The organism is Vallitaleaceae bacterium 9-2 (genome assembly GCA_038396585.1).
Lineage (GTDB): Bacteria > Bacillota > Clostridia > Lachnospirales > Vallitaleaceae > UBA1351.
Genome location: CP121691.1, coordinates 2,666,958 through 2,691,868 on the forward strand (window position 1 = coordinate 2,666,958; position 24,911 = coordinate 2,691,868).

Genomic DNA, 24,911 nt, shown 5'->3' on the forward strand with positions numbered 1-24,911 from the left:
GCCCTCCTTATCGACATCCATTATATCAATAAGAAGGGTTAAAGACTTTTCCATTACTGCTATTTTCTACTCAAATACTTTTTTCATTGCCCTTGGCTGATCTGTTTTTTTAAGTATCTTAAATTCTTTGAATACAAGAATCCAAGTCCAGATACATATAATCAAATCTATGCCAAACGCCCCTACATATACTGCAAAAACTCCAAAAAACCTTGGCAGTATTAGCATCAACGGAATGTAGAAGACAACTTGGCGTGCAATACCTATTAAAGAAGCTACATTTCCTTTATTAATTGCCGGGAAAAATGTCATTGCCATAAAGATAACAGGTAATATAGGTAGCAGTGACATAAATAATCGAAAATTCATAAGATCACTGGCTAAAAAGGTGCTTTCCGGCAACATTAGATGAAGGACATTGGCTGGTGCTATCATCATAATTAACCAAAACGGTAACAATAACAATGTTGCTACAACTGCAAACACATAAAAACTTTGAATGACACGACGATATTTTCCTGCCCCATAATTTATACCCACAGCTGGCTGCAATGCACGCATCAGTCCAAATACCGGAGTGAGCATAAATGTAAATATGCGATATGCAACTCCGTAAAAGGCCACATCACTATTGGTTCCATAGGCATTGAGGGCATTTAGCACTAACACCGCTTGAATCAATGTCATGACATTCATAATTAGTGAGGACATCCCCATTGATAAAATACTTTTAATAATCTCCGGATCACGTCGTATAGAAAATGGATTTGATTTGAAGGATGCCTTTTGACGGGCAAAGTAGATAAATGATGTCAATGTATATACAATCATTCCTATATTCGTTCCAATTGCTGCACCTTCAACGCCCATCTTAAACAGAACAATAAGGATATAATTGATAAGAATATTTACAACTAATCCGCTTCCCATCATGACTGCGGCGCGTTTCATTCTTCCTTCTGCCCGAATAATCATATTCCCTGCTAATCCAGCAATCCAAAAGAGTGCCCCATATAAAGTCACCTTAAAGTATGCCACACCATATTCAAGTGCTTCACCTTCTCCACCCATAAAAGCTACAAGTTGACGGGCAAAAATCAACGCTCCTAGGGTAAAGAAAAGACTAGTGATAAGGGTTAAATAATTGGCATTCCCCAAAAGTTTTCTCTGTGTAGCTTCATCATTTTTTCCAATAGCAATACTTAATGCTGAACCTGCTCCCACTCCGATAAGCGACCCTATTCCAAGCGTCATCTGCGTTAATGGATAAGCTAGGGACACACCTGCTAGTGCAGTCTCTCCAACATAACGTCCTACAAAAAACGCGTCAAAAACGGTGTTCATGCCATACAATACCATAGCGATAACAGCTGGCCAAGCCAGTCGAATACTGACTTTCCACATATTATCATGTAATATCTGTTGTTTTTGTGATGTCTGTTCCATTATGCTATATATCCTCCTTCACGATGTTCACATTCGATGGCTTCATGACGATTTTTCGCACAAGAGGCTCAAAGATTGTACGCAGCTGTTGTCGATTGGTTTCTAGTACTTTGGGCTCACGACTTGTGTTTTGCGCCATCATCATCCCATTCATCATACGACTGATAAACTTCAATTCATCGATACATATGTCCAAATCCACTTCAACACGCGACGTCAACCACTCAAAAAACTGTCTTTCTAAAGTCAAAAACACTTCCCATATTTCTTGATCATATAACATTTCACATAAGAACATTGTATAGATCCGCTTTTCATCTGTTTGATAAATAAATTTGTCCAAAATAGCTTCTGTGACCAGCGCAATATTTTCTTCATCTGTATTTTTTGGTTCTATCTGAAGCATATGCTTGTTATATTGCATATAAAATATATTGCCTTGGCGCATCATATCAATAAGAATCTGTTTTTTATCCGCATAATAGTGGTATACACCACCTTTTGATAATTCTGTATGTGCAATGATATCTTCCATCGTTGTTAAGGGATATCCTTTTTCTAAAAAGCTTTTTTGGGCTCCGGCTAAAATCTCTTGTATTCTCTCTTCTCGTGTTTTTCTTGTCTTTGCCATCATATCACTCCTTGATTATCCATTTTCAGATAACATATCATTATTGTTGCAACTGCGCCTTAAGCATTTTTGCAAATATAGAAGGACGCTCTCTAAGTGCCTGTGGATGTCCCATTTCTGCAATTTTTCCTTCTTTTAGTACAACGATTTTATCTGCACCTATAACTGTCCGCATACGATGGGCAATAATAATGACAGTTTTTTCTTTTATCAGCTCACCTAAGGCTTCTTGAATTTTTGTTTCATTTTCAGCATCTAAAGACGCTGTTGCCTCGTCTAGTAGAATAATCGGCGCATCTTTTAATATTGCACGTGCAATGGAAATTCTCTGGCGCTCTCCTCCTGAGAGCTTATCCCCGTTTTCCCCTACATGGGTATCATATCCTTGCGGGAACTTTTCGATGAATTCTTCACACCTTGCAAGACGAGCTGCTTCAATAACTTGCGCGTCCGAAGCATCCTTACGTCCCAAACGAATATTTTCCATAATACTGGAATTAAACAGTGTAACATCTTGAAACACAATGGAATAATTTGACAAAAGTGTTTCTGGATCTATTTTAGATATGTCCTGTCCCCCTAAGGTAATACGCCCCTTATCGATATCCCAAAAACGTGCGGCTAATTTAGCTACCGTACTTTTTCCTCCTCCTGAAGGTCCAATAAGGGCCGTAACTTCTCCTTGTTTGGCTGTAAAACTGATTTCATCTAAAACCGTTTGTTCCTCATCATACCCAAAGGATACCTTTTTAAATTCAATATCAAAGTGTTTGGGATAAAACTCAGCTATTCCTTCTTGTCGTGGCATCTTAAGCATCGATTTCATACGATCAATACGTACTTGTAAAAATAGTAGCGCTGCAAAGTTGTTTAACGCTTCTATAATCGGATTATAAATTCTTGAGGCAACCACCAAAAAGACAATAAAGGTAAACGTACTAATTTCCTTCGTTGAAAGCAGATATATCCCAACCAGCACAACACTTGGCAATCCAAGTTTAAGAACTACATAGGACATATTAATAAAAGCCCCAAGAAGCAGTTCTCCATGAATCAACAGTTCTTCAAGTTTGTCCAAACTCCTCACCATACGGCTTTTAAAATGCCCTTCGCGATTGTATGATTTTATCTCTTGTGCCGAGTCCAAGGATTCTTGCAATAAATCCGAGATGGTGCGCTTATGATCATAAAGCTTCTGATGTACCGATTCTTGAAATTTCTTAGACAAAGTAAAGACAATAAGCGCAACAGGAATAACCCACAACATCGCAACGGCCATTTTCCATTGATACATCATCAAGCTTATTCCAGCTAATACTATAGTAATTGCCGACGCATAAATTTGAGGTACATTATGTGAAAACATTGTTTCTACCTGAGTAGCATCTTCCATAATGGTTGAGGATAAGTCTGCAATATCCTTTTTCCCAAAAAAGGCTAACGGAAGTTTCTTTAATGTCTCTGCAAGATTTATGCGCATTTTTGCACTTTCTTCATAAGTGGTGCTAAATGTTGTATGATATTGAATATATGCTATTACAAACATCACACCAAAAGCAATAAGCGCAAATGCTACATAAAAGCCTATACTTCGCATCATCTGAGGATCTTCATTGTTTTGGATAACCATAATTGCATCTTCTAAAAAAGCAAAACCTAATATTGCCGGTGCAAAAAAACTTAAGTTCAGCAGTGCCGTCCAGAGTATAGCCCGTACTAATTGTTTGCTGCCTTCATAACTTAATGCGTATTTTTCTTGAAAAAATCTATACATTAACAACACCTTCTTCCTGTTTCTGCTCACTGATTTTCCATTCTAGGGATTGTTGATATTCTTGCCACATCTTTTCGTAGATCCCGTGTTGAGCCAGTAATTGTTCATGCTTGCCTGTTTCTACAATCTCACCGTCTTTTACCACAAGAATACGATCTGCATCTTGGACAGTTGTTAGACGATGTGCAATCATCAAGGTTGTTTTTCCATGGCTCAGCTCTTTTAGCGCTTGCTGTATAAGATGCTCATTTTCGGGATCTGCAAACGCTGTTGCTTCGTCTAAGATAACTATCGGAGCATCTTTGACAATGGCCCGTGCTATGGTAATGCGTTGCTTTTCTCCTCCCGATAGATACGTCCCTTTTGATCCTATAATCGTCTCCAGCCCTTGGTCTAGACCATCGATAATCTCTCTTGAGCGCGACATATCAATAGCACTATTTAGGGATTGTTCATCCAGATTAGTTTGACCAAAAGCGATATTATCATAAAGCGTCCCTTTAAAGAGTTGTGTGTTTTGGAAAACCAATGAGATATGATTCATCAGCTCCTCTTTTGGAATTTCTTTTATATTACGTCCGCCAATTAAAATCTCACCTTCTGTAACATCCCAAAATCGTGAAGCCAAACGTGCAATTGTTGTCTTTCCTCCGCCTGAAGGACCAACTAAAGCAACGGTCTCTCCTTGTTGAAGCTTAAAGTTCATCTTCTTAATAACCGGTTCTTTGGACGTCCTATATCCAAAAACAACGTCTTTGAATTCGATACTATATTCATCCAAAGGCTGCTTTGTCTTTTGGAAAGGCATCGTTTCATACTCAAGTAGTTTATCAAATCGATCAATGGCTTGTTCTGCAATTAGCGCATTTTGCTGAAAATGCATAGAACGCATCACTAATACGGTAAACATCGGTGATACTAGAAGATAAAAAATAAAGTCTGTCACTACCAGTTCTAAATTATGTCCTCGTCCCACGAGAAAAATAGCCATCGGAATCAAAAAAAACGCAACTGCTTGCATAATAACCGTATAGAAAACCATTGGTTTTTGGCAACTCAATGTATACGCATATACCATATCCTTATATCGTATAATACTGTCATAAAACCGTTTAAATGAAAATATACTTTGTCCAAATGTTTTTACCACTGGAATTCCACGGATATATTCTACGGATTCAGAACTCATCTCTTCCAAGGCATCATAATAACGTTCTTGAAAAGCTCTTCCCTTACCACCAATCATAAATCCCATTGAGAGAAAACCTAACACAATCGGCACCAATGAAGCTAATCCCATGCGCCAATCAATTGTCAAAATCAGTAGAATCAAAATAACCGGAGCAATAACGCTTCCTGCCATATCCGGAAGTTGATGCGCTAAAAACGAATGGGTCGTTGATGCTTGATCATCAATAATCTTTCGTATTTTTCCGCTGGAATATTCATCAAAAAATCCCAGTGGCATATCCATCATCTTTGTCATCCCTTGTTTTCGCATGCCTACCTCCACACGAAAAGCAGCTAAATGTGATGTTAATAAGGCAATAAAATAGATAAGTACTCCTGCAAATGCTGCTGCAAAAGTCATCCAAGCATATGTTTGAATGCTCCAACCTTCATTGGAAAAATCCGCCGCAAATATTCGCCTAATAATAATCCATATAAATACAAAGGGCAAAATATTTAATATTGCAGATAAGGCTGATAAAAAAAGTGACGTCGGAATCAAGATTTTTTTCTTACCCATAAATGGTGTAAACCGACGGATTAGAGATTTTTTTTGCTTCTTTTTCATACAATACTCCTTTACAATAAATACTTATGCATGAGGTCATCTTAGTTACCGACGTATACGTCGGTAACTGTTAAATTATTAAGGGAGAGAACTCCCTTAATTGATATTGATTTTCGTTATCATTCTAATCGTATTTTTTGTATTTGTCAAGTTTTTGTATTAATTTTAACAATAATTCATTTTACTTTTCTCTAAACCTTTCTACCTATTGACCATGTCCTAAAAAAGTTTCATACTAAATATATTGATAATCTATTTCATTTAACCTTGGTCCGGATTCAGAAGCTTCTGCATATGAACTATTCGACAAATTATCCGAAGGCGGCAAGGTCGTTCAGCCTCTACAAAAGGAATTCTGGGGAGCACTCTATGGATCTGTCACTGATCAATTTGGCATCTATTGGAGTGTGAATTTCCAATTGCCGGCAGAGTAATACTTACTGTAAGGGATGTATTTTGATTTTAGCCAATTTTTCTTCGTTTTTTATTAATTGTTTTTTTACAAATGGATTGCCATGGGATGGATACACTTTTTTATAATTCAGTGTTGCCATCTTCGTCCACGAATGTCTATATTCTTTTAAGTTCTCTATCCAAATAATGACATGATGGCGACTTGGCAATCCATTCATCGTTGCATCTCCACTAAATAAAACTTGCTGTTCAAAAAGTAACCCTATGGAATCTTTGGTATGTCCCGGTAGCTCGACAATTTTTGCCCCCAACTTGTTTTCAATCGCAGGTTTATTGTTCGCATCTGCAATCCAATAGCGTGTTGCAGCATTCACCGGCTGATATTGGTGCTTTCCTTTTCCAAACACTTTCATCAGCTGACAAAAGCCCCAAGCCAAACGACTACTACAACCACCTTCAAAGGAATTTTGCCCTGTCTTTAAGCGTGTGATGGCTTCAGGATGTAAAATAACTTTGGCATGGGTTTTTTCAAGTATTTGGTTTAAAAATCCGACATGATCATCGTGAGCATGGGTCAAAAACACGTAGCGAATATCCTCTAGCTTAATATGCTGCTTTTCTAATTTTTTGTAAAAATCTTCATACTGCTCTGCATACCCTGTATCAATCAACAAATACCCTTCCATAAGTTCTATAAGATATAGATTACTTATTCTATTGCCTAAGTTGATGACTCGCTCCTCAATGGGTTTTCGAAGTTCGTACATTTTTCTTAATTTTTCTGCTGTATCGCTATCTATGGCTAACAATTGTTGAATATAGTCATGAATGTTGACATACGGTTTAATCGAACTTCCAAAAAGTATGCTTTCCATTTGCTGGCGAATAATATGGGCATAGGCTAATTGATTTTCATTATCTACATGCTCAATAATCCAAAGGGTATCGACCAAACTATCATAAACTTTTTCTTTTGAAAAAGGCTTCTGTTCATAATCTGCTTTGATTTTTCCCAAAGCTTCAAGTGCTTCTGTTCCGGTCCGCGCCTTATCGATAACTTCCTTGGCGTGTCCAATAGCACACTGATTTCCTTTACACTGGGTACAATACGTGCCTCCCACACAAATTTTTGTCAGATCTTTATGGATATGCGCATAATAATCATGAAGCATTTTTGCTTGAAGTTTAAAGGCTGTCTGAATATTTTCTTGTCTTTGTTTTACTAACTTGCTCATCAAAAAAAGCACACTTAATGTTAATAACAAAACTGTTGGCACAACATAAATCGGTCGTAAGTAAGCTGTTGGAACGGATGTCGCTAATTTTTGCAGTCCAAAAAACATAAAAATAGTTGCTGCAAATACCTTGATTCCAAACTCAGGTATCTTGTCGCCCATCTTTTTACCTACAAAAATTCCCAACGCCCCTGTAGCAACCATTCCAGACACTGTTCCTACAAGAATAAGCAATGGATAATACGCATCCGTTGCCAATGTAATGGCTGTTAATTGTGTCTTGTCTCCGAGTTCTCCCAAGAAAAAAGCAAGTGCAACTGTTCCAATCGGTCCCATTTGAATAGTTGCTTCCTCTTCATCCTCATCTTCTTCTGTCTTTAGCGTCCATAAGGCAAATCCTACGAAAGCGATTCCTGCAATAATCTGCAACCTGTCTATCGGAATAAAATTAGACAGATAACTTCCGAGTAAGACCGCTAAGCCGTGGTTTAAAAACGATCCAATCGCTATCCCTACCAGAACTTTTTTTACTGGAAATCTTGTGGCAAATGCCATCGCAAGAATTTGAGTCTTATCCCCCATTTCCGCTACAAAAATCAATAAAAATGCTTGTACAATCTCTTGTGTCATCTTTCAAAGCTCCATTTCTTTTTTATTCATAAAGCGACAGCGTCGCATTATCTCATAGAGATATCATTCATCTTAGGAAAATTACCTTGGGCATAATAAAAAAGAGACTTACAGATTAAATAGTAGACTACACCATTTAATCTATAAGTCTCGCTCCATTAACATTCATTAACGTAAATAAGACCAGGATTGCTCCAGTATGTTGACCTTATTTTGGTTTCCCATAGCTACTCCCTTATAGAGTTCTATATCATTCTATCAAGTCATGCATTTATTGTCAATCTATTCACATAAAATAAATATATTGCGATTATACATTTCTGATTTTTTGTAAGAGCATCAGCACACTGATAACGGTAAATGTCGATCCCACAATGGTTAGTAATATGTCTTCCTCTGTCTTATTGGCAAACTTTGCCGCAACTTTTGCTCCCACAACTGCCGAAGCACTTGTAATTGCCATAGCCATGGCTAATAGTAACACATTAACAGATCCCATATGAAAAAAGTGAGATACTCCACCAGTTAGTGCAGTAAAAGTCATAATAAGTACCGATGTTCCAATTGCTGTTTTCATATCATAGTTTAACACACCTGTTAAAACAAATAAAATCATCAATCCTCCACCTGCTCCGACAATACCACAGACCAATCCTAAAAACAGTCCAAGAACAGAAGATAATACCATTGGGTTTATATCTAATTGCGATATTTTGCTGACTTTTTTTTCTTTTTTTTGAACAATACCATTTTTGGCATTTTTCCGCATTCTTAATCCATCTCTTAAGAACTTCAATCCTAGAAGAAATGTCATAAAGCCTCCGACGCCACCAAGTGCTTCATTGTTAAAAAAACTTGAAAGATAGCTTCCTAAAAAGGCACCAATACATGCTGTAATGGTTAAGGCAATTCCATCTTTCATATTAATGTTGCCATTCTTTTTATATGTCAGGAACGAAAAAAATGATGCAAACACATCGGTAATCAAACTCACTGCAATAGCGACATATGCTGAGATTGGGCTAAAACTAACTAAAAGCGGTGTCACAACCGTTGCCGCTGATGCCCCGGCTAAGCCTGTGACAATGCCGGCGCCAAAACCTGCTACGATGAGTAAAACAAAATTTCCAAACTTTAATATTTCGGGCATATAGACCTCCTTTTCTAATTTGTCTCTTTTATTTTATAACATATCAAAGTCTGGCACAAGCAAATTTATTTACTCCAAAAAAGCACATGTCCGGTGTCGGACAAAGCAAATACGTACTCCTGTGATTGAAACAATTGATATTGCCTTCCTTGGGCTTTTTGATTGTAAATCATCTCTCGATAGACATCCCATTCAGGATCTATCGCTTTGGGAAGGTTGTTAAAATCCTTAGCCATTGCTGTTGTTGTTCTTTCTGTAAAAGCTGTAATTCCTGATTGTGTAAGGTTAAAGGACCCATTAACAACATTATTATCCAAATTATAGGTTACATAAATATTCGTTGTATCTTCAGGAAGATTTTCAGGAATCCATCCACGCGTAACAATATCTTGAGCATCTAAATAGCTGATAAATGTATAGGATGGTGTCTCTGCTGCTTTCATATGTCGGATATACCCAATCGAAACCGACAACAACAATACCAGCACGACAAAAATAGAGATAACCATTTTTCTTACTCGACGCACTCTTTTTGAAAATAATCCCACTGCGCTTTTTGAGTTATTCGTTACTTCCTCTTGAATCTTTTCCACGTTTTGCTCTCCTGTACTTTGTTCTGCTTGCAAAGTTTCAGAAAGTTCTCTACATTCTGAGCAGCTTTTTATATGTTCCTCCACAATGTCACTACTCGTTTTTGACAATGCTTGATCATGATACATAGGTAACAAATCTTGAACTAATTCACAATTATATTTCATAGCCGTACTTCTCCTTTAATTTTGCTCTTAACATTTTTTTACCTCTAAAGTAAAACACTTTTGCTGAACTTACAGAAATCTTTTGATGCACTGCAATCGCATTATAGGATTTATTTGTAAAAATTCGCGACAGCACCACTTCCTTCATCGGACTTTTCATCTCAAAGATAACTTTCAATCCATACTCAAGAAGTTCTTTCTTAATCTGGGCATTCTCTATGGACTGCTGTTTATCCTCTGTAAATCCCAAAATCTCTTCTACCGAAAAATCGATATGTTTATTGGCGCGCAAATATCCAAAATATCTGTTTTTTGCTATGCCTAATATCCACGTTCGAATATGGGATTGTCCTTTAAATTTATGGAAAGATAAATACACATGATAAAAAGTCTCTTGTGTTAATTCTTCTGCGATATGATGATTGTAGTGTGTCAGCTTATTTATAAAGTTATATACATCTGCATAATATAACTTATAAATTTCTTCAAAACCATCCATAGTCTCCTCCTTTCTTTTGAAGATATTTGGTTTTCTGTAAATTAGTAGCAAAACTAAAGGAAAAGTTACACTAATTCTTTTTTTATTTATTCTTTAATTTGGTGAAGACTCTATAAGTCTTTTAAGCACAGTTGAAATCTCTCCACGGCTGACTGCCGCTTTTGGATCAAATCGTCCCTGAGTTTTTCCTGTAATAATTCCTGTCACTTGCATATACTCTACTGCTTCTTTTGCCCATGTACTAATGTCTTCATCATCTAAATACCCATGTTCTGTCTGTTGCTTAGGCAACTCAATACCAAAAGCTTTGACATAATTTGCAATGATAACTGCCATCTGCTCACGGGTAAGTGCCTCGTCAGGTGCAAATATAGTGCTAGATAGACCTTTAACAATACCTTCTGTATTTGCCCACTCTATATAGCTGCTATAATAAGCGTCATTTTTAACATCGGTAAAGTGATTTTTAGTATATTGATCAACTTCTGCTTTTGCTAACCTGCCAAGCGCTGTCGTCACCATTCCTCTGGTCATTAATGCATCTGGCGAAAAAGTATTATATCCTGTCCCTTCTAGTATCCCATAATCTGCTACAAAATCAATACTCTCTTTTGCCCAATGCTTTGTAATATCTGTAAAATGAGAACGTAAAGCTACAGATCCCACTGCAAATCTGGAAAAATGGTCTGTGGAAAATTCAACCCTTTGCTCTTTAGCGTTATATGTAGCGTCGGGTATTTTGCTTATCTTATCCTCCTGCTCAACAAAGTATGCCGTTATCCCATCGGGCGTCTCACCCTCTTGCAATATATACCCAATCGATACGAACACCTTGCCACTTCCAAATGTTGTTACTTCGTTTTGTTCCTCTCCAATAATGAAAAGATCATATACAGGACGGTCACCTAGAATTAGTTGTATTTGAGGTGAAAGTGTAGGATTTTCAATTTTTTTCGCTAAAATATTTACATCTGTTTTAAGGTGCATTTGGATTTCTTTTAGAGCTTCCAAATTGATATGCATGTTTATAATATCGCTTGTAATACGTACTTCCCCTACTTTTTCCTTCACCAATGTATCTACACTCGCTTTGGGAAGATTAACGCCAAGATGTTTAACCAAGGTGTTTTGCGGTTCTATATTAATCGCCATGACAACATTTTGTTCATCACTATTATGCTCCCTTGCTTGCTTCTGAGCTTTTTTAATGGCTTCGTTTACCATATCTGTTGATACTGTCGCTTCAATCGTGTTATCAATAACGTTGGTATTTATCGATGGTATGGTTCCTATGATAGGATCATTCGTCAGCACTTCCTTATCCCTATAACTATCACCACTAGAAGAAGAGTCTCCACCACCACTTGAAGCTTTCGATACAACTACATAACATACCGCTTGATAGCCTCCTTCAACCGTTGTCACACTAATTTTTGCTCTCCCCTCTCCGACAGCCTTTACATTCCCGTATGCATCAACTGTTGCCACTAAAGGATTATCACTTGCCCATATAACCGATTTTTCTTTGGCCTCAAAAGGAATAGCTGTCGCTCTAAGCCATGCCGTAGAAGGTAACGCGTTGGTATACAAAGACAAACGCTGACTATCTAGCTCTACTCCAGCCACTTTTATCCCACCAATAGGGATAATCTGTCCATTAACCATCACTGTACCTCCAGTTACAGTGATAAGCCCTGATACAGTTTTTGTCACTTCCACTGTGCCCTCAGATACATTAAGATTACCATTTTTCCCTATGTATCCATTGATTGTGACCTGAGTATGACTCCCACTCACTGTAAGGTCACATTTTAATACTCCATTATTTTCCCCTTCATCACCGGTAACAACCATGCCTCCTGTAATGATAACCCCATTGTTATATCCACATAACGCCCCTAAATTTCCACTCGATTTTGACGTTACCCTTCCACCAGATATAATCAACGCCTTATCAGCTACAATCCCCCCTGTAATTCCTGCATTTGAGACATCCACTACTGCTTCATCCTTTATATAAATATCTTGAGATGCAAAAAGGGTATATCCGGATGTTGTAGGATTGGTTCTAACTTGGGATTTGCCGATAATTTTAATATTACCGCCCTGACAATGAAATCCCTCCCAGTTTCCTTCAATCGTCGACACATATATCTTAGCACCATCCACTATTAAATCCCCATCCACATTAGCTATCCCTATTCCATTTTCTACATCGATATAAGCCGTAATATCTTCAATGACCAGTTCTGAAACTGAAGAAATCCCCGCATTATCTTTGTTCAAAATATTTAGTACTGCGTCTTTGGAACCTTTGATGTCAAGCTCCCCTGAACAAAATATCTTTCCCTTAATATCTACCTCCCCTTCAATAACAATGGTTGCTTTTCCAACACCATTCATAATATCAATTCCATATTCCACTTTGCAATTTGTCAACGTAAGGGTATTTGAACTGGCATCCCAATTCCAACTCCACGCTTTTCCATCTGAATGTGTACCTGAATCCGATTGATTCACTGAAGCATTATACTGAGGTTGTCCAACTTCAAGTATGCCAAAGGCTGCTCCTGTTGTACTTGTCGGCTCTGATGCAACTAAGTTGGGTTCTAAAACCCTCGCTTGTATGCTCTCTTTTGTATCCATGTTTTTTTCCGTTGCACTTATCCCGCTAATTGGCATGATACATACCATGCATAGGGCAAGCGCGAAACTGATCAGTTTTTTCACTTTTTTGTTCATTCTTTATTCTTCCTCCTTTTATGAATCACCTTTATACTTTTCCTGCCAATATGACTTCTATAACTTCCTTTGCCGTAATCTTAAGTCCCCCTTTTTCCCAAAAAATATAATTCCCATCGGTACTGACCGCTTCAAAAATCTCTATATCCTTTAGAATGATATATTTTGCTGAATATAGTTTCGGCTTAAAATCTACAATAAGGATATTGTCATTTGTCATCATCACTTTTAGGCGATAATCCGACAGGGGAATGACCTTTTGAATATAGTCCATCTATTCACCTTCTTTCTTAGGTCTGTAACCTATTTTTATATTTACAATTTTATGGCTTTTCCTCTAATGACACATCACCCATTATGGGGTGATATTGTCACACAAAAATACTTTGGCAAAATTTCACTACAAAAAAAAGTGCCTCCTACAAACGTGGAAGCACTTTTATATGTACTCATAAACTATGTAATTCTTTTTTTGAATTGACCCCTAACTTCGAATAAATGTGTGCAAGATGGGTTTTTACCGTGTTTTCAGAAACAAATAATGTATTTGCAATATCCTTATTTTTCTTTTGAAGTGCCGCCAGTTTATATACCTCGTATTCACTAGGTGTCAGTTCTATCAACGCTTCGTTAGAATACAACGACTTGCTTAACAATTGTACTCCTTTTTTATAACGATTGCACACCTGAGTAACATACAAAGGAACCTCAAGTCCAGTTTCATTTGACACTTTTTTTAATAAGTCATAATTTTCTGCAAAGGGCAGAATAATTTTATCAGGTAGCGCAATATCGAATGCCTTGGATAAATATTCTTGGGCCATCTCTATCTGATTGGCTTGCATCTTAGCAATGGCCATATAGAGAGTAAAGTACACTTTTGTCAACTGACTGTTTAAGGCTTCGGCTACCCCCATCGCTTCTTCAAAAAGCATTTGCACCTCAACATGCTTTCCTTGTAACAACAGCGCTCTAGCGAGCAGACAAAAACCGAACGTACTGCTCATAGGCAAAATTTTATCTATAACTTTTTTTATGGCTTCTTCATGATCGAATTGAACTTGAAGCTGTAAATGCATATGTTCATTAATTAAAACAATTTCACTAAGCTCATAATGAATGGCTCGTGTTTTTTCGCTATCATATAAATACGATTGGCAAAGTTCATACATATGCTTGCTTCCATAAAATATCGCCACACGTTGTAATACAAAGACAGCTGCAAGATAGAGGCTCTCCTGATTCGTACTCCTTGCCTGAGAAATCCCCTTATAACAAAGATTTTCTGCAAGGTGTTCTTCCCCTCGAAACAGTGCAATCTCTGCTCGAAAAATCGTATCCGCCCCCATGCCATGCCCTTTTACCATAGAAGAATAAAGGGGCATACACCGACCCATATCTTCCATATGCTCTTCTAACTTTCCAACAGCACTCCAATACAAAGACACGACACTGGGATTGCCAAACGTCCATGGATCACGGGGCAAAATAGCACTGCTTTTTCCTTGCAATAAGTTATAGGCTTTTTGTTGATATAAACCCATTTTTGCAATATGATTAAAGACGCTAAAGGATTCAATAAGCGCCAATTCTCCTTTAATCTTTTCTATGCTATCACGCTCTATACCTTCATCCTCAATAGCTGCATGAAGCATTTGGCAAATCATCCCATACTCTTCATAACAATTTTGTGTAAAAAATTCAAAAGCAATAAGAATATACGCTAATGGATACAGATAAACCGATTCTTCTATATGTGTCAAAGCAATTTTTCGCAGCCATAAAAGATAACTTTCTTTTGAATAGCGTAAAGAAATATTATCAAAAATTAATGAACTATCGATGAGCGAAAGGACTTTGTTATATTGTTCTATTTTGCAATACATTAAAATTGCATTGGCTATATTTTGAGTGCTAGCATACCACTGGGCTGATTGAAGAACAATCTGTGTTTGATGGGTTTTTGACAACTTAGAAAACTCCAGTTGTAATACTTCCCGCAAAATTGAGTGGAACGTATACGTTGCCTCTTTATCATTGTAGGCGAGCAGTGGAATTTTTTCAAACCGATAATTCGAAGCTTCTATCGAACCATCAAAGTAAATCAACTGTTCTTGTGTGAATGTATCAAAAAATGACAGGGCAATCAATAGCTGCCTTTGCCGTTTTTCAAGTGTATCTAAAATCACATTCTCAATCATGGCATGTATGGCCACTGTAGACTGAAATTCTTGGTGCTTTGAATAATGAAGCAGTTGAAGATATAAAGGAGCAATCCAACCTTCCGAGTAGGTCAATAAAAAATCCAGTTGACTATTTGTCAATATAACCCCAGCTTTTTTAAAATATGCCACAATATCCGTCTTTTTGAATGTCAATTCCTCACTAGATAGGTATAAACATTTTGCACAATGTGTTAAAAACTCGGACTCTCTATGAATAATTTGTGTGAGCACAACAATATGCAAATACTCGGAATTATTAAACAGAAAAGCTTCCCATATGCCTTTGGTAAAGTATTTTTGAATGCATTGAAAGTTATCAAAAACTATATACGTCGGTTCTTCACAACGAATCTCACAAAGTAACTGAGATATTTCATCAATATTATAAAGACTTGGAAGACCAAGTGCCGATAGACGCGTCCCAGTATCGGCATCAATCCTTTTAAGCGTATGGCACCACCTTTCCCATGCTTGTATTGCCGTATCATTCTCACTAAAGCTAATCCAACGTACATCAGCATCGTTAAACGACTTAAAAAAATACCGAATACAAGTTGTCTTTCCATAACCGGAGGCGGCTTCAACCACCGTCACCGGAAACATTGGAATATTATACATTGCTTCTTTAAGCGTCGTTGAAAAATAGTGTATATTGGTTTTTATAGTGGCTTGTTTTTTTAAGGATCGCACATTGTTTTGTCTAGAATGAGCCATTGATCCTCCCCCTCATCTGTAATTGGATTGCTTTTATACGGATATATGATACTGTTCTAACGCCGTCTTTAGCTGTTCATAGTTATCGAATACGATTCCATGAAGACCCGCTTTTTTTGCACCGGCGATATTTTCTTTTGTATCGTCAATAAATACACATTCTTCAGCTGGCACCTGAAGTGAATGTATAACATAATCATATATCTCACGATGAGGTTTCATAAGCTTAAGATCACAAGAACAATATGTTGAGTGAAAGATCTCAAAAAGCTTTAGTTCTTCTTGAATGTAGCGTTTGGCTTCCATGTTAATATTGGACAACAGTGCCACATGTCCTACTGTTGTCCTTAGCCGCTTAATCAGTTCAACCACCTTCTGATTAATTCGCGTCCAACTATGATAATCTTCCGTGACCAATGCCTCAAGTGTTACTGAATCCAAATCTTTTCCACTAATGCGCTGCCAATATTCTTCTTTGTTAATAAGTCCTTCATCATATGCTGTTCGATGATAAAAATACGCTTCCTCAAAGTCTTCAACCTTCATTTGAACAAGTTCTGCCATTGTCTTTACACGCTCTTTATCATGGGGATATCCTATAACTCCTCCAAAATCAAAAATAATGCACTGTATCTTCATATATTTTGCCCTCCCATTTTATCTAAATGCATATTATATTTTCTATGCATCAATTATAGCATAAAATATATGAAGCTCATTATTTTATATACACTATTTTTTCTATTTTGACTCCCATTCAAAGACATAATCTACGCTGATGTCTTCGCCAAACCACATTGGAAAGTTTGTTCCCCATACATTATTGTGAATATTAAAGTAAAATCCTCTATCCAAATCTCCCACGACATTATCAAATTGGAGAAAGTTTGAACTTCCTATTCCAACAAGAGGGGTATGTATAGGCGTTATCTTCATGTGCTTATCTGCTCCATCATAGGTGACATATTCTGTACAATGCAATTTTTTTGCTCCATCACGAACCACGTTATAGCAAGAGACTTCACTGTCTAGTTTATTCAACTTATATTGATATTTGTTATCTATCTTTGGTGCGATAATTAACCATGATGCTTCTGGAATTCGACTGATATCTTTCTTTTTCCATGAGAGATTGATTTCAATCTTATGTGCATAAATACGATATGCTATGTTAATTTCTCGAGGACAGCCATATACCTCACATGCCCGGGGTTCCATTGCAAGCTTCATCACCGCTAAAACATGTGTCTTTTTTTGTTGATAGCACAAATCAATTCCAAAAGGATAAAAACATTCTCGCTCATAAGCATCGTCTACAAATTCATATCCGGGTTTTGAAAAATCTGAGATACACCAACGATAATTCTCTTTTGTATCCATATATTTTCCAAACCAAGCTTCATAATCGGCAACACCTATTTTTTCATACAAAAATCTACCGATAGGGTTATCCGTTCCGGCAATTTCTTGCTCTTTTCCATCGACAAGTTTAATAATACTTCCGTCGGCGCCAAAAACTATTTGATTTTCCATAAATACATATTCTTTTCCCGGGATAATGCTATCAAACCCTTCTGTATTCATGCTATTGTCCGTTTGACATGCTTTATTTGCCTCTTGCTGTTGAGCTATATCTAGGCTCGAAACCGCTTTTTGTATATATTCCCTTTGTTCTTTCCATGACTGCTCAATAACCTTATATCCTCGTTTATTAACCTCGTTATATGTAAAAGGTGTTATAAAACCATACTTATCCGTAACACAGTTTTCTACATCATCTATCGCCCGCGCCCGCATAAAATCCTCTTTTGCATAATGCTTATAATCCGGTAGATATTTTTTTAAGTCCATCCCCCACGTATGTTCACAAACCAGTAGCAGGTTATCCATAAATCCACAATATTGTTGACTGTCTTTGACTATATCTCCATTTTTTATCCATTGGTCTTTTAACTTTAATAACGTCTTGTAGTTGGCTACTTTGATCGGATCCGTTGCGACACCGTGAATCCACGTATCTCCAATCTCTTCAGTAACCACAGGAAGTATATGGCGTTGTTCCCATGCCGCTTTTGCATATGCATCCAATGTCGAACCATAAACTTCACACTCTCCATAGGTTTCTTGCACACGGGCATATTCTTTTTCAATGGTCTGTCTATCCAGATAACCACAATTATCCCCAGCATGGCAAAAAGTCAAAATATCATCTAACCCATCAATACATAAACTTTCGCCATATACATTGGAATAATTCACAATAATTTCTCTTCCTTCTTGGTCACGCCATAAAAAGGCCTTAGGTACATGAGGCATTTTGGATGCAGGATTAACACCAATATGCAGGTATTTAATCCCTGCCTTTACCAAATGTTTTATGATGCCAATCGTGTGTCCCGGAACGTCGGTCATCTTTGCCGCTATGGTTTTTTGGTTAAACATTGCATCTAGTTTTTGACTATAGCTAAGTCCATAATTAAGTAAAGTACTATCCATAAGCTCTGTATGGGTGGTAAAGGGTATACCATGCCACTTAATATATCCTTTTTCCACAGCTTCCCTTAATTGAGTCAACTCATGCTCATCTTTGGATTGAACATAGCGATAGATAAGCCAAGACCCTGTAGTCCATACAAATTTTTTATGGGTCGTATTCATTTCAAAAGCAATCTTAATCGCATTGTCGATATAATTGTTTAGATATTGTTGTTCCACATTTTCTGCAAAATCAGTAAACCCAATATCAAGATGGGTTTTATAAATTATATGTACTTTTTTCATTTTATTTTTTCATCTCCATCTTCAATGTTTTGATTTCATAAGGTGATAGCTCACATATAATATCCTTCGTAGCATTATGCCACTTATCTTCTTCTTCCAATATATTGGAGAATGCGTAGCGACTTATACCAAAACTACTACTTATCTTGATTTTCTCACTACCTCCTCCATACTCATGTAACCGAAGAATCAAAAATTCACCATCTTCCGAGCGTTTAATGGCATCCACTTCAACATTTTTTCCATCAATCTCAACAAGACTTTGACACACTTGGCTTTTTTTCCCAAAGTAAGGCACGAGCTTGTTATTTAACTTTCTAGCTTCACTATTGACTCGCCCCTCGACAAAGTCGCCTCTATGAGGGTATAGGCTATATATAAAGGATTGCTCACCAATATCGGCTTTGACGTCAGGGTGAATCGATGATTTAATTAATGACAGTCGAATACATCCATCTTCAACATCATACCCATATTTGCCATCATTAAGCAAGCTTATACCAAAATCTCTTTGAGATAGGTCCACATAACGAATTGCGCAGGTTTCAAATTTAGCCTTATCCCATGAAGTTGTCCGATGTGTAGGTCTTTTAATATTTCCAAAGGATACATCATGGGTCGCCTCTCGTGCATAGATATTTAGAGGGAATTTCACCTTAACTAATTTTTCTTGGGTCTGCCAATTCATATGTGTCTCAAAATCAATACGATTGGAGTAATTATATATCTTCATCGTTTGTAAAACCGTACTGTTTTTATAGCGGTATCTAAATTCAATGGATGTAAACAAATCGCCTTTTTCTAAAACGGTTACGCTCTCAAGCTCTTTAATAACGTCCATAGTATGAAACGTATCTTCAAGTGTTTCAAGCTTGATTTCCCATGCTTCAAATTCTCCCGGCTTATCATCAAACACCTGAAACTCATTGGCATAACTACCTTCTAGAATCAATTCCCGGTCCAGCTGTTTGCTGTAGATTCTTGTAAGACTTCCTCTTGGTGACCATTGGATAATATAGAGATTATTCTCAAAATATCGTCCATGAATATCCACCTGGGCTGTATTTAAGTGTGGCCTCTGCCCACTAACTACCTTATAATTATTAAATGCAAAAGGCGTCAAGTTTTTGGCATATATCCATGTCCCTTCACGGGTGAGCTGAGATAACAGCACATTTTGATGTTCATCGATGATAGATTCATCAATAAATACATCGTTAAGCAGCATGATATTTTCCCTATCCATAATAGGATTATACACGGTTAACATATTCTCCGCATCAACACTGATTCGACGAAGCATATGGGTTATAATCTCGTCTGCCATGGACGCACTTTGCTGATAATCGCCTAGTGCATCTTCTGCCACTTGCCTTGTACAAGACCCTGGCAAAATGTCATGAAACTGATTCGTTAACAGGATTTTTATTCCTTGTTCAATCTGTTCAAAAGGATATACATTCCAATCCTTACAAAAAAGGCTAGCCGTAGCCGCTACCATCTCTGTGTAGCGATATATACTCTCTAGCTTACGATTCCATTTTTTAATTTTTCCTTGAGTTGTATATGTTCCCCGATGAAATTCCAAGTACAATTCATTATTCCATATTGGTTTCACACCTTCATATGCATTAAAATTAGCTGTTAGCTTTTGGATATATTCTCGTATGGAACTATGCTTAACCTTTGGGAGTGTCGGTATCTGATCAACAATATCAATAGAGTTGACCATCTCCATATTAGCTCCACCACCACCATCACCATAACCATAGGCTATGAGCATGGAAGGATTAATTTGTTTGCTTTGATAATTTTCCCATGTACCTAACAAACTGTTGCTGTCAATCACCGCATTATATACATAATGCTTTTCTCCAAATGGATGTGGTGTGGTGATGAGATGACAAAGAACCTGACTAGCATCCATTCCTTTCCATAAAAAAGTATCTTGCGGCATCTTATTATACTCGTTCCAACTCAATTTTGTTGTCATGATGCAGTCAATATTAGCACTTCGCATCAATTGAGGCAGCGCAAAGTTAAATCCAAAAACATCTGGGAGCCAAATAAAATCTTTTTTATATTGTTCTCCAAATTCTTCCCGAAAAAACTTTTCGCCATAGAGCAGTTGGCGTACAAGGCTTTCGCCATTTGGCATGTTCATATCGCATTCGACCCATAATCCCCCGCCAACTTCCCAGCGCCCTTGTTTGACCCTATCTTGAATTGCCTCATAAAGTCCCGGTTCTGTCTCTTTTATCCATTGATATATTTGTGGCTGACTCTGAAAAAAAACAAAGCTCTCATGTTCTTGCATCATTTTATATACTGTACTAAATGTTCTTTTCGCCTTTTGCTTACTATGTCGGATTCTCCATAGCCAAGCCAAATCTAGGTGTGAGTGGGCGACACAATAAGACTCTATCAAATTATTTTTATTGTACTTACTTAATTGTTCTTTGATATAGTCTAGTGAATTATCCACATTTTCATTGGTGTAGATACTTAAAGCTTGCTTTAGTATCTTTTGATATACATATTTATATGTATTGCTCGCATCAAGACGTTCATACTCATCCAGAATATGCTTCAAATAATAATACAAAGCATTATAGTCCGGACGATACAGCGCAAAAGAAATCTTTTTAAACGTATGCTCTTGCTCTTTCTCCTCGCCTCCGGCTTCAACTCCACTCCATGTCAAAATGTAAAACACATTATTGGCAATATCAAAATTCTCAAGAATAACCTCTTGATGGTTTCTATCTACACCTTGGCATACGGTCCCATCCTTTAAATATAAAAGCCCTTCCATACCCTTTTCAAACCAAACGCCTGTTTTACCTATGTCAAAAAAACACCGAATCGCTTTATGCATATAATTTAATGGCCATTGAACCTTTATCTTAAGCCAGTAATATTGGTCTCGCCCAATAAATGTATCGCCTTTTTTGAAAGAAAAAAAATCACAGGTATCTACCAAGCCAATATCTAAGACCGTGTCACTTGGCTTAGATATTTCTATTTCATCTACTGTGATTTCTTCATAATACCTTGACGCATATATCTCTTGAATTTTATCTCTAAATAGTTTTATATCTTTTTCCATTTTTCGGTCCCACTTTACTTATATATCGGATTGCTTAACAGTATAGTTTCATGTCGATTGGTCACATCTATAAATCGCTTCACTTCTACTCTTAAAAATATATCTGTTCCAAAAGCTTTTTCCATTTGAAACGTCGTCGTATCTCCAATTTCTATTTCTTGATAGCTCTCACTTCCAATGATGTGAACCACATCTGCCTGTGCTACGCCCTCTATCTCTATAGTCACAAACTCATCTGTTGTCTTTTCTCCTATCACATTATGCTCTGTATAAAACTCTAAATGTGTATCAAAGATGGACATATAACTATTTCCTTTTTTCATTGCTTCTAAGATATCGTGTTTGCAATAACTCTGTGCCAACACATACAAACTAGGTATACCATGTTTTACATATATATCATCCCGATGGACATCACTACCACCTACTGCCGGTATTTGATATCCCTCTTGCAACATTTGCTGCCATAATTTTACCGCTTCATAATTATCATTATGCATCGGTCCATTCCAGACCTCTATCCAATCAACTACATCCAAATCAATGGCATACTGCCATGTATTTCCTTTGTGATAGGGGTGATTGATTCCAATATATCCACCTTGTTTTTTCGCTTGCTCAAAAACCGCATATACATCCTCATTATTAAGCACCCTAAAGTCAAAATCAAAGTTTTTGATACCTACGATGTTGCTATGCCCCTTATACGTCGTCAATTCGACTCCTTCAATAAAAATCAGCCCTTTATCTGTTGGCAAATTATTATGATGCGAAACCGTCGTATGGTCTGTACAAATAATAAAATCCATATGCTGTTCATGCATAAGTCTTGAAGCATCATCTAGACTATACTTACCGTCACTATGGAACGTATGTGTATGGGTATCACCTTTTAGCCATTGTCTGTGTTTTTTTACCACATTAATCTCAAGTGTAACCATACACCCATCTTGAGGAACCTCATATGTACCTAATATAACCTCCCATTGTCCTTTCATCAACTCTCCGGAAATATATCCAGGTGTCGCATGGTCTAGACATATATAGAAGTTGTCTCTAGCTCCTCCACTAAAACCACGTATCCTTTTTGGGTCTTTGACGCCGATATCTATTGTCGCATCACGTGCATCGACGCGATAGGCGACTTCAATTTTTTCCACGTCATCATCCACGCTAAAAGGTATCATGACATAATCTTTTTCTTGTTCTTTTTTAATAAACTCTTTTATTATCATTTTATCCTTTCACTGCGCCTGCAAGCAGTCCTTTTGCAAAGTGTTTTTGAAGTGCAAAGTATAGGATGACAAGGGGAAGCATTCCAACGACAACACCTGCCATCTGCACATTGGGGGTAATCAAATTACTTGATGATGTTGCATCATCAAATGCGACTATTGCTTTAATTGCCTGTTGAATCGTGTATTTTTTGGGTTCTGTGATAAATAAAACAGCTGCACTATAATTATTCCATCTCGCCACCGCATCAATTATAATAATTGTCGCAAGACCTGATTTAACCATCGGAAGATATATCTTTTTAAAAATCAACAGATTGCTTGCTCCATCCATTTTTGCCGCTTCTGCCATTTCCTTAGGAACACCCATATAATAGCTTTTCATTAAAAGTATGCTAAATCCTGCCGCCATGTTATAGATAATCATCCCCGATAATGTATTGGTAAGGCTAAATTGCTTATACAAAATATACTGAGGCATCATCAAAATTTGTTGAGGTACCGACATGGTCGCTATTATAAAGATTGTAATTATCTTAGCTCCCGGCAGATTTTTTTGCGCTAGCACATATGCCGCCAAGGAACATGTTACTACATGAAAAAAAGTTCCAAAGACCAAAATAATCGTTGAATTGATAAAGGGTCGTAAAAACCCTACCTGTTTAAATAATTTTACAAATCCTTCAAGACTGAATTCTCTGGGAAAGAGCATAAACCCACCCTTTAACGAATCCTTTGAAGAATCAAAGGCCACCGCAAAAGCTGATAAAATCGGTATTACCAGTACCAATAACAATAAAATCAACATTGCGACTATACCTGCTTGTAGATAAGAACTTCGCTTCATCATCATCACCTATTTTCTCTTATTGATATCTTATGATTCTTTTTACAATCAACACTAACAGCAATGTTCCGATAAATACAATCGAAGCACTTGCTGTTGCAATTCCCAATTCAAACTTAAGTACACCTTTTTCAAATGCGTACACAACAACAGATGTAACTTCTCTATAAACCGATGAATTGGCTAACAGCAGCGATTGATCAAATGTTCGAAGAGAACCCATAAGAATCATAATCGTCATTATTTTTATTGTCGGGACTAATGCCGGCAATGAAACATACCTTGACCGTTGAAAAAAATTGGCACCATCTATGCTCGCCGTCTCATACAGTGTCTGATCGACGGTAGATAATCCTGCAAGATAGATTAATGTCGTATATCCAATATCTTTCCAGACAGTAAGTAATATCAACATCGGTCTTGCGTATTTTTCTGTTGTAAAAAAACCAACAAAAGTTTCCGTAATCCCTGTTCCTACCAAAAAGGAGTTTACTGCACCTGTAGGGGAAAATAAGTTCAAGAAAATACCGATAATAATGACCCAAGAAAATAAATAAGGTACAAAAATCAGCGTTTGAACTGTACGTTTAAACCTTTTAAAGACTAATTCGTTAATCCCTAAAGAGATGATGATAGGTATTGTAACCCCAAAGGTTACAATACCTATCGATATCTTAAGGGTGTTTGTAATCGTCTTTAAAAAGAACTTATCTTGAACCAGCACTTCATAATTGTCCATACCAATATATCCCATCGAGCCCATAAGTCCATATTTTTGCATGCTCATTAAAAATCCATTTACCAATGGATAAGCAATAAAGATCAAGAAAAATATAATTGCCGGTGCAATAAAAAGGTAGAACATTTTCATGCTGATTATTCTTTTTAGTAGACTATGCTTTTTCATGTTTCTCCTTATATCC

17 protein-coding genes are annotated in these 24,911 nt (G+C 37.1%); all 17 read right to left on the reverse strand.

Going from position 1 to position 24,911, the window contains the following annotated elements; translation table 11 throughout:
• Positions 1 to 66 precede the first annotated feature (66 nt).
• Entirely contained in the window at positions 67 to 1,446 is a 1,380-nt protein-coding gene (locus QBE53_12390) for an MATE family efflux transporter (protein WZL80599.1), read from the reverse strand.
• A 4-nt stretch (positions 1,447 to 1,450) separates the two neighbouring features.
• Positions 1,451 to 2,077 carry a TetR/AcrR family transcriptional regulator gene (locus QBE53_12395; GenBank protein ID WZL80600.1) on the reverse strand — a complete coding sequence of 209 codons (627 nt, stop codon included), beginning with the start codon at positions 2,075 to 2,077 and terminating at the stop codon, positions 1,451 to 1,453.
• Positions 2,078 to 2,117: 40 nt separating this feature from the next.
• The gene (locus QBE53_12400) at positions 2,118 to 3,851 is read right to left on the reverse strand and encodes an ABC transporter ATP-binding protein (GenBank protein WZL80601.1); all 1,734 of its coding nucleotides are present in this window, start codon (positions 3,849 to 3,851) and stop codon (positions 2,118 to 2,120) included.
• Positions 3,844 to 5,649: an ABC transporter ATP-binding protein gene (locus QBE53_12405; protein ID WZL80602.1), complete on the reverse strand. Its 1,806-nt coding sequence runs from the start codon at positions 5,647 to 5,649 to the stop codon at positions 3,844 to 3,846. Before QBE53_12405 ends, QBE53_12400 begins: the two co-directional genes overlap by 8 nt.
• 437 nt (positions 5,650 to 6,086) lie before the next feature.
• On the reverse strand, positions 6,087 to 7,928 hold the full coding sequence (locus QBE53_12410) for a TMEM165/GDT1 family protein (GenBank protein WZL80603.1): 1,842 nt from the start codon (positions 7,926 to 7,928) through the stop codon (positions 6,087 to 6,089).
• 310 nt (positions 7,929 to 8,238) lie between these two features.
• On the reverse strand, positions 8,239 to 9,078 hold the full coding sequence (locus tag QBE53_12415) for a sulfite exporter TauE/SafE family protein (GenBank protein ID WZL80604.1): 840 nt from the start codon (positions 9,076 to 9,078) through the stop codon (positions 8,239 to 8,241).
• 65 nt (positions 9,079 to 9,143) lie between these two features.
• A complete protein-coding gene (locus QBE53_12420; GenBank protein ID WZL80605.1) occupies positions 9,144 to 9,836 on the reverse strand; it encodes a zf-HC2 domain-containing protein in 693 nt (230 codons plus the stop codon).
• Positions 9,826 to 10,335: an RNA polymerase sigma factor gene (locus QBE53_12425; protein WZL80606.1), complete on the reverse strand. Its 510-nt coding sequence runs from the start codon at positions 10,333 to 10,335 to the stop codon at positions 9,826 to 9,828. Before QBE53_12425 ends, QBE53_12420 begins: the two co-directional genes overlap by 11 nt.
• A 93-nt stretch (positions 10,336 to 10,428) precedes the next feature.
• Positions 10,429 to 13,077, reverse strand: a complete 2,649-nt coding sequence (locus QBE53_12430) for an S-layer homology domain-containing protein (GenBank protein ID WZL80607.1) — start codon at positions 13,075 to 13,077, stop codon at positions 10,429 to 10,431.
• A 31-nt stretch (positions 13,078 to 13,108) separates the two neighbouring features.
• A complete protein-coding gene (locus QBE53_12435) occupies positions 13,109 to 13,351 on the reverse strand; it encodes a DUF2442 domain-containing protein (protein ID WZL80608.1) in 243 nt (80 codons plus the stop codon).
• Between the two features lie 175 nt (positions 13,352 to 13,526).
• Positions 13,527 to 16,016 (reverse strand): LuxR C-terminal-related transcriptional regulator, encoded by a 2,490-nt coding sequence (locus QBE53_12440; GenBank protein ID WZL80609.1) that lies wholly within the window; start codon positions 16,014 to 16,016, stop codon positions 13,527 to 13,529.
• A 33-nt stretch (positions 16,017 to 16,049) separates the two neighbouring features.
• Positions 16,050 to 16,655, reverse strand: a complete 606-nt coding sequence (locus QBE53_12445; GenBank protein ID WZL80610.1) for an HAD family phosphatase — start codon at positions 16,653 to 16,655, stop codon at positions 16,050 to 16,052.
• Between the two features lie 102 nt (positions 16,656 to 16,757).
• A complete protein-coding gene (locus QBE53_12450) occupies positions 16,758 to 18,797 on the reverse strand; it encodes a DUF5054 domain-containing protein (protein ID WZL80611.1) in 2,040 nt (679 codons plus the stop codon).
• A 1-nt stretch (position 18,798) separates the two neighbouring features.
• Positions 18,799 to 21,906, reverse strand: a complete 3,108-nt coding sequence (locus QBE53_12455; GenBank protein ID WZL80612.1) for a glycoside hydrolase family 38 C-terminal domain-containing protein — start codon at positions 21,904 to 21,906, stop codon at positions 18,799 to 18,801.
• A 14-nt stretch (positions 21,907 to 21,920) separates the two neighbouring features.
• Complete coding sequence (locus QBE53_12460) at positions 21,921 to 23,141, reverse strand: CehA/McbA family metallohydrolase (protein ID WZL80613.1); 1,221 nt, start codon at positions 23,139 to 23,141, stop codon at positions 21,921 to 21,923.
• Position 23,142: 1 nt separating this feature from the next.
• The gene (locus QBE53_12465; GenBank protein WZL83309.1) at positions 23,143 to 23,994 is read right to left on the reverse strand and encodes a carbohydrate ABC transporter permease; all 852 of its coding nucleotides are present in this window, start codon (positions 23,992 to 23,994) and stop codon (positions 23,143 to 23,145) included.
• 13 nt (positions 23,995 to 24,007) lie between these two features.
• Positions 24,008 to 24,895, reverse strand: coding sequence for an ABC transporter permease subunit (locus QBE53_12470; GenBank protein ID WZL80614.1), 888 nt, complete (start codon positions 24,893 to 24,895; stop codon positions 24,008 to 24,010).
• Positions 24,896 to 24,911: the final 16 nt, after the last annotated feature.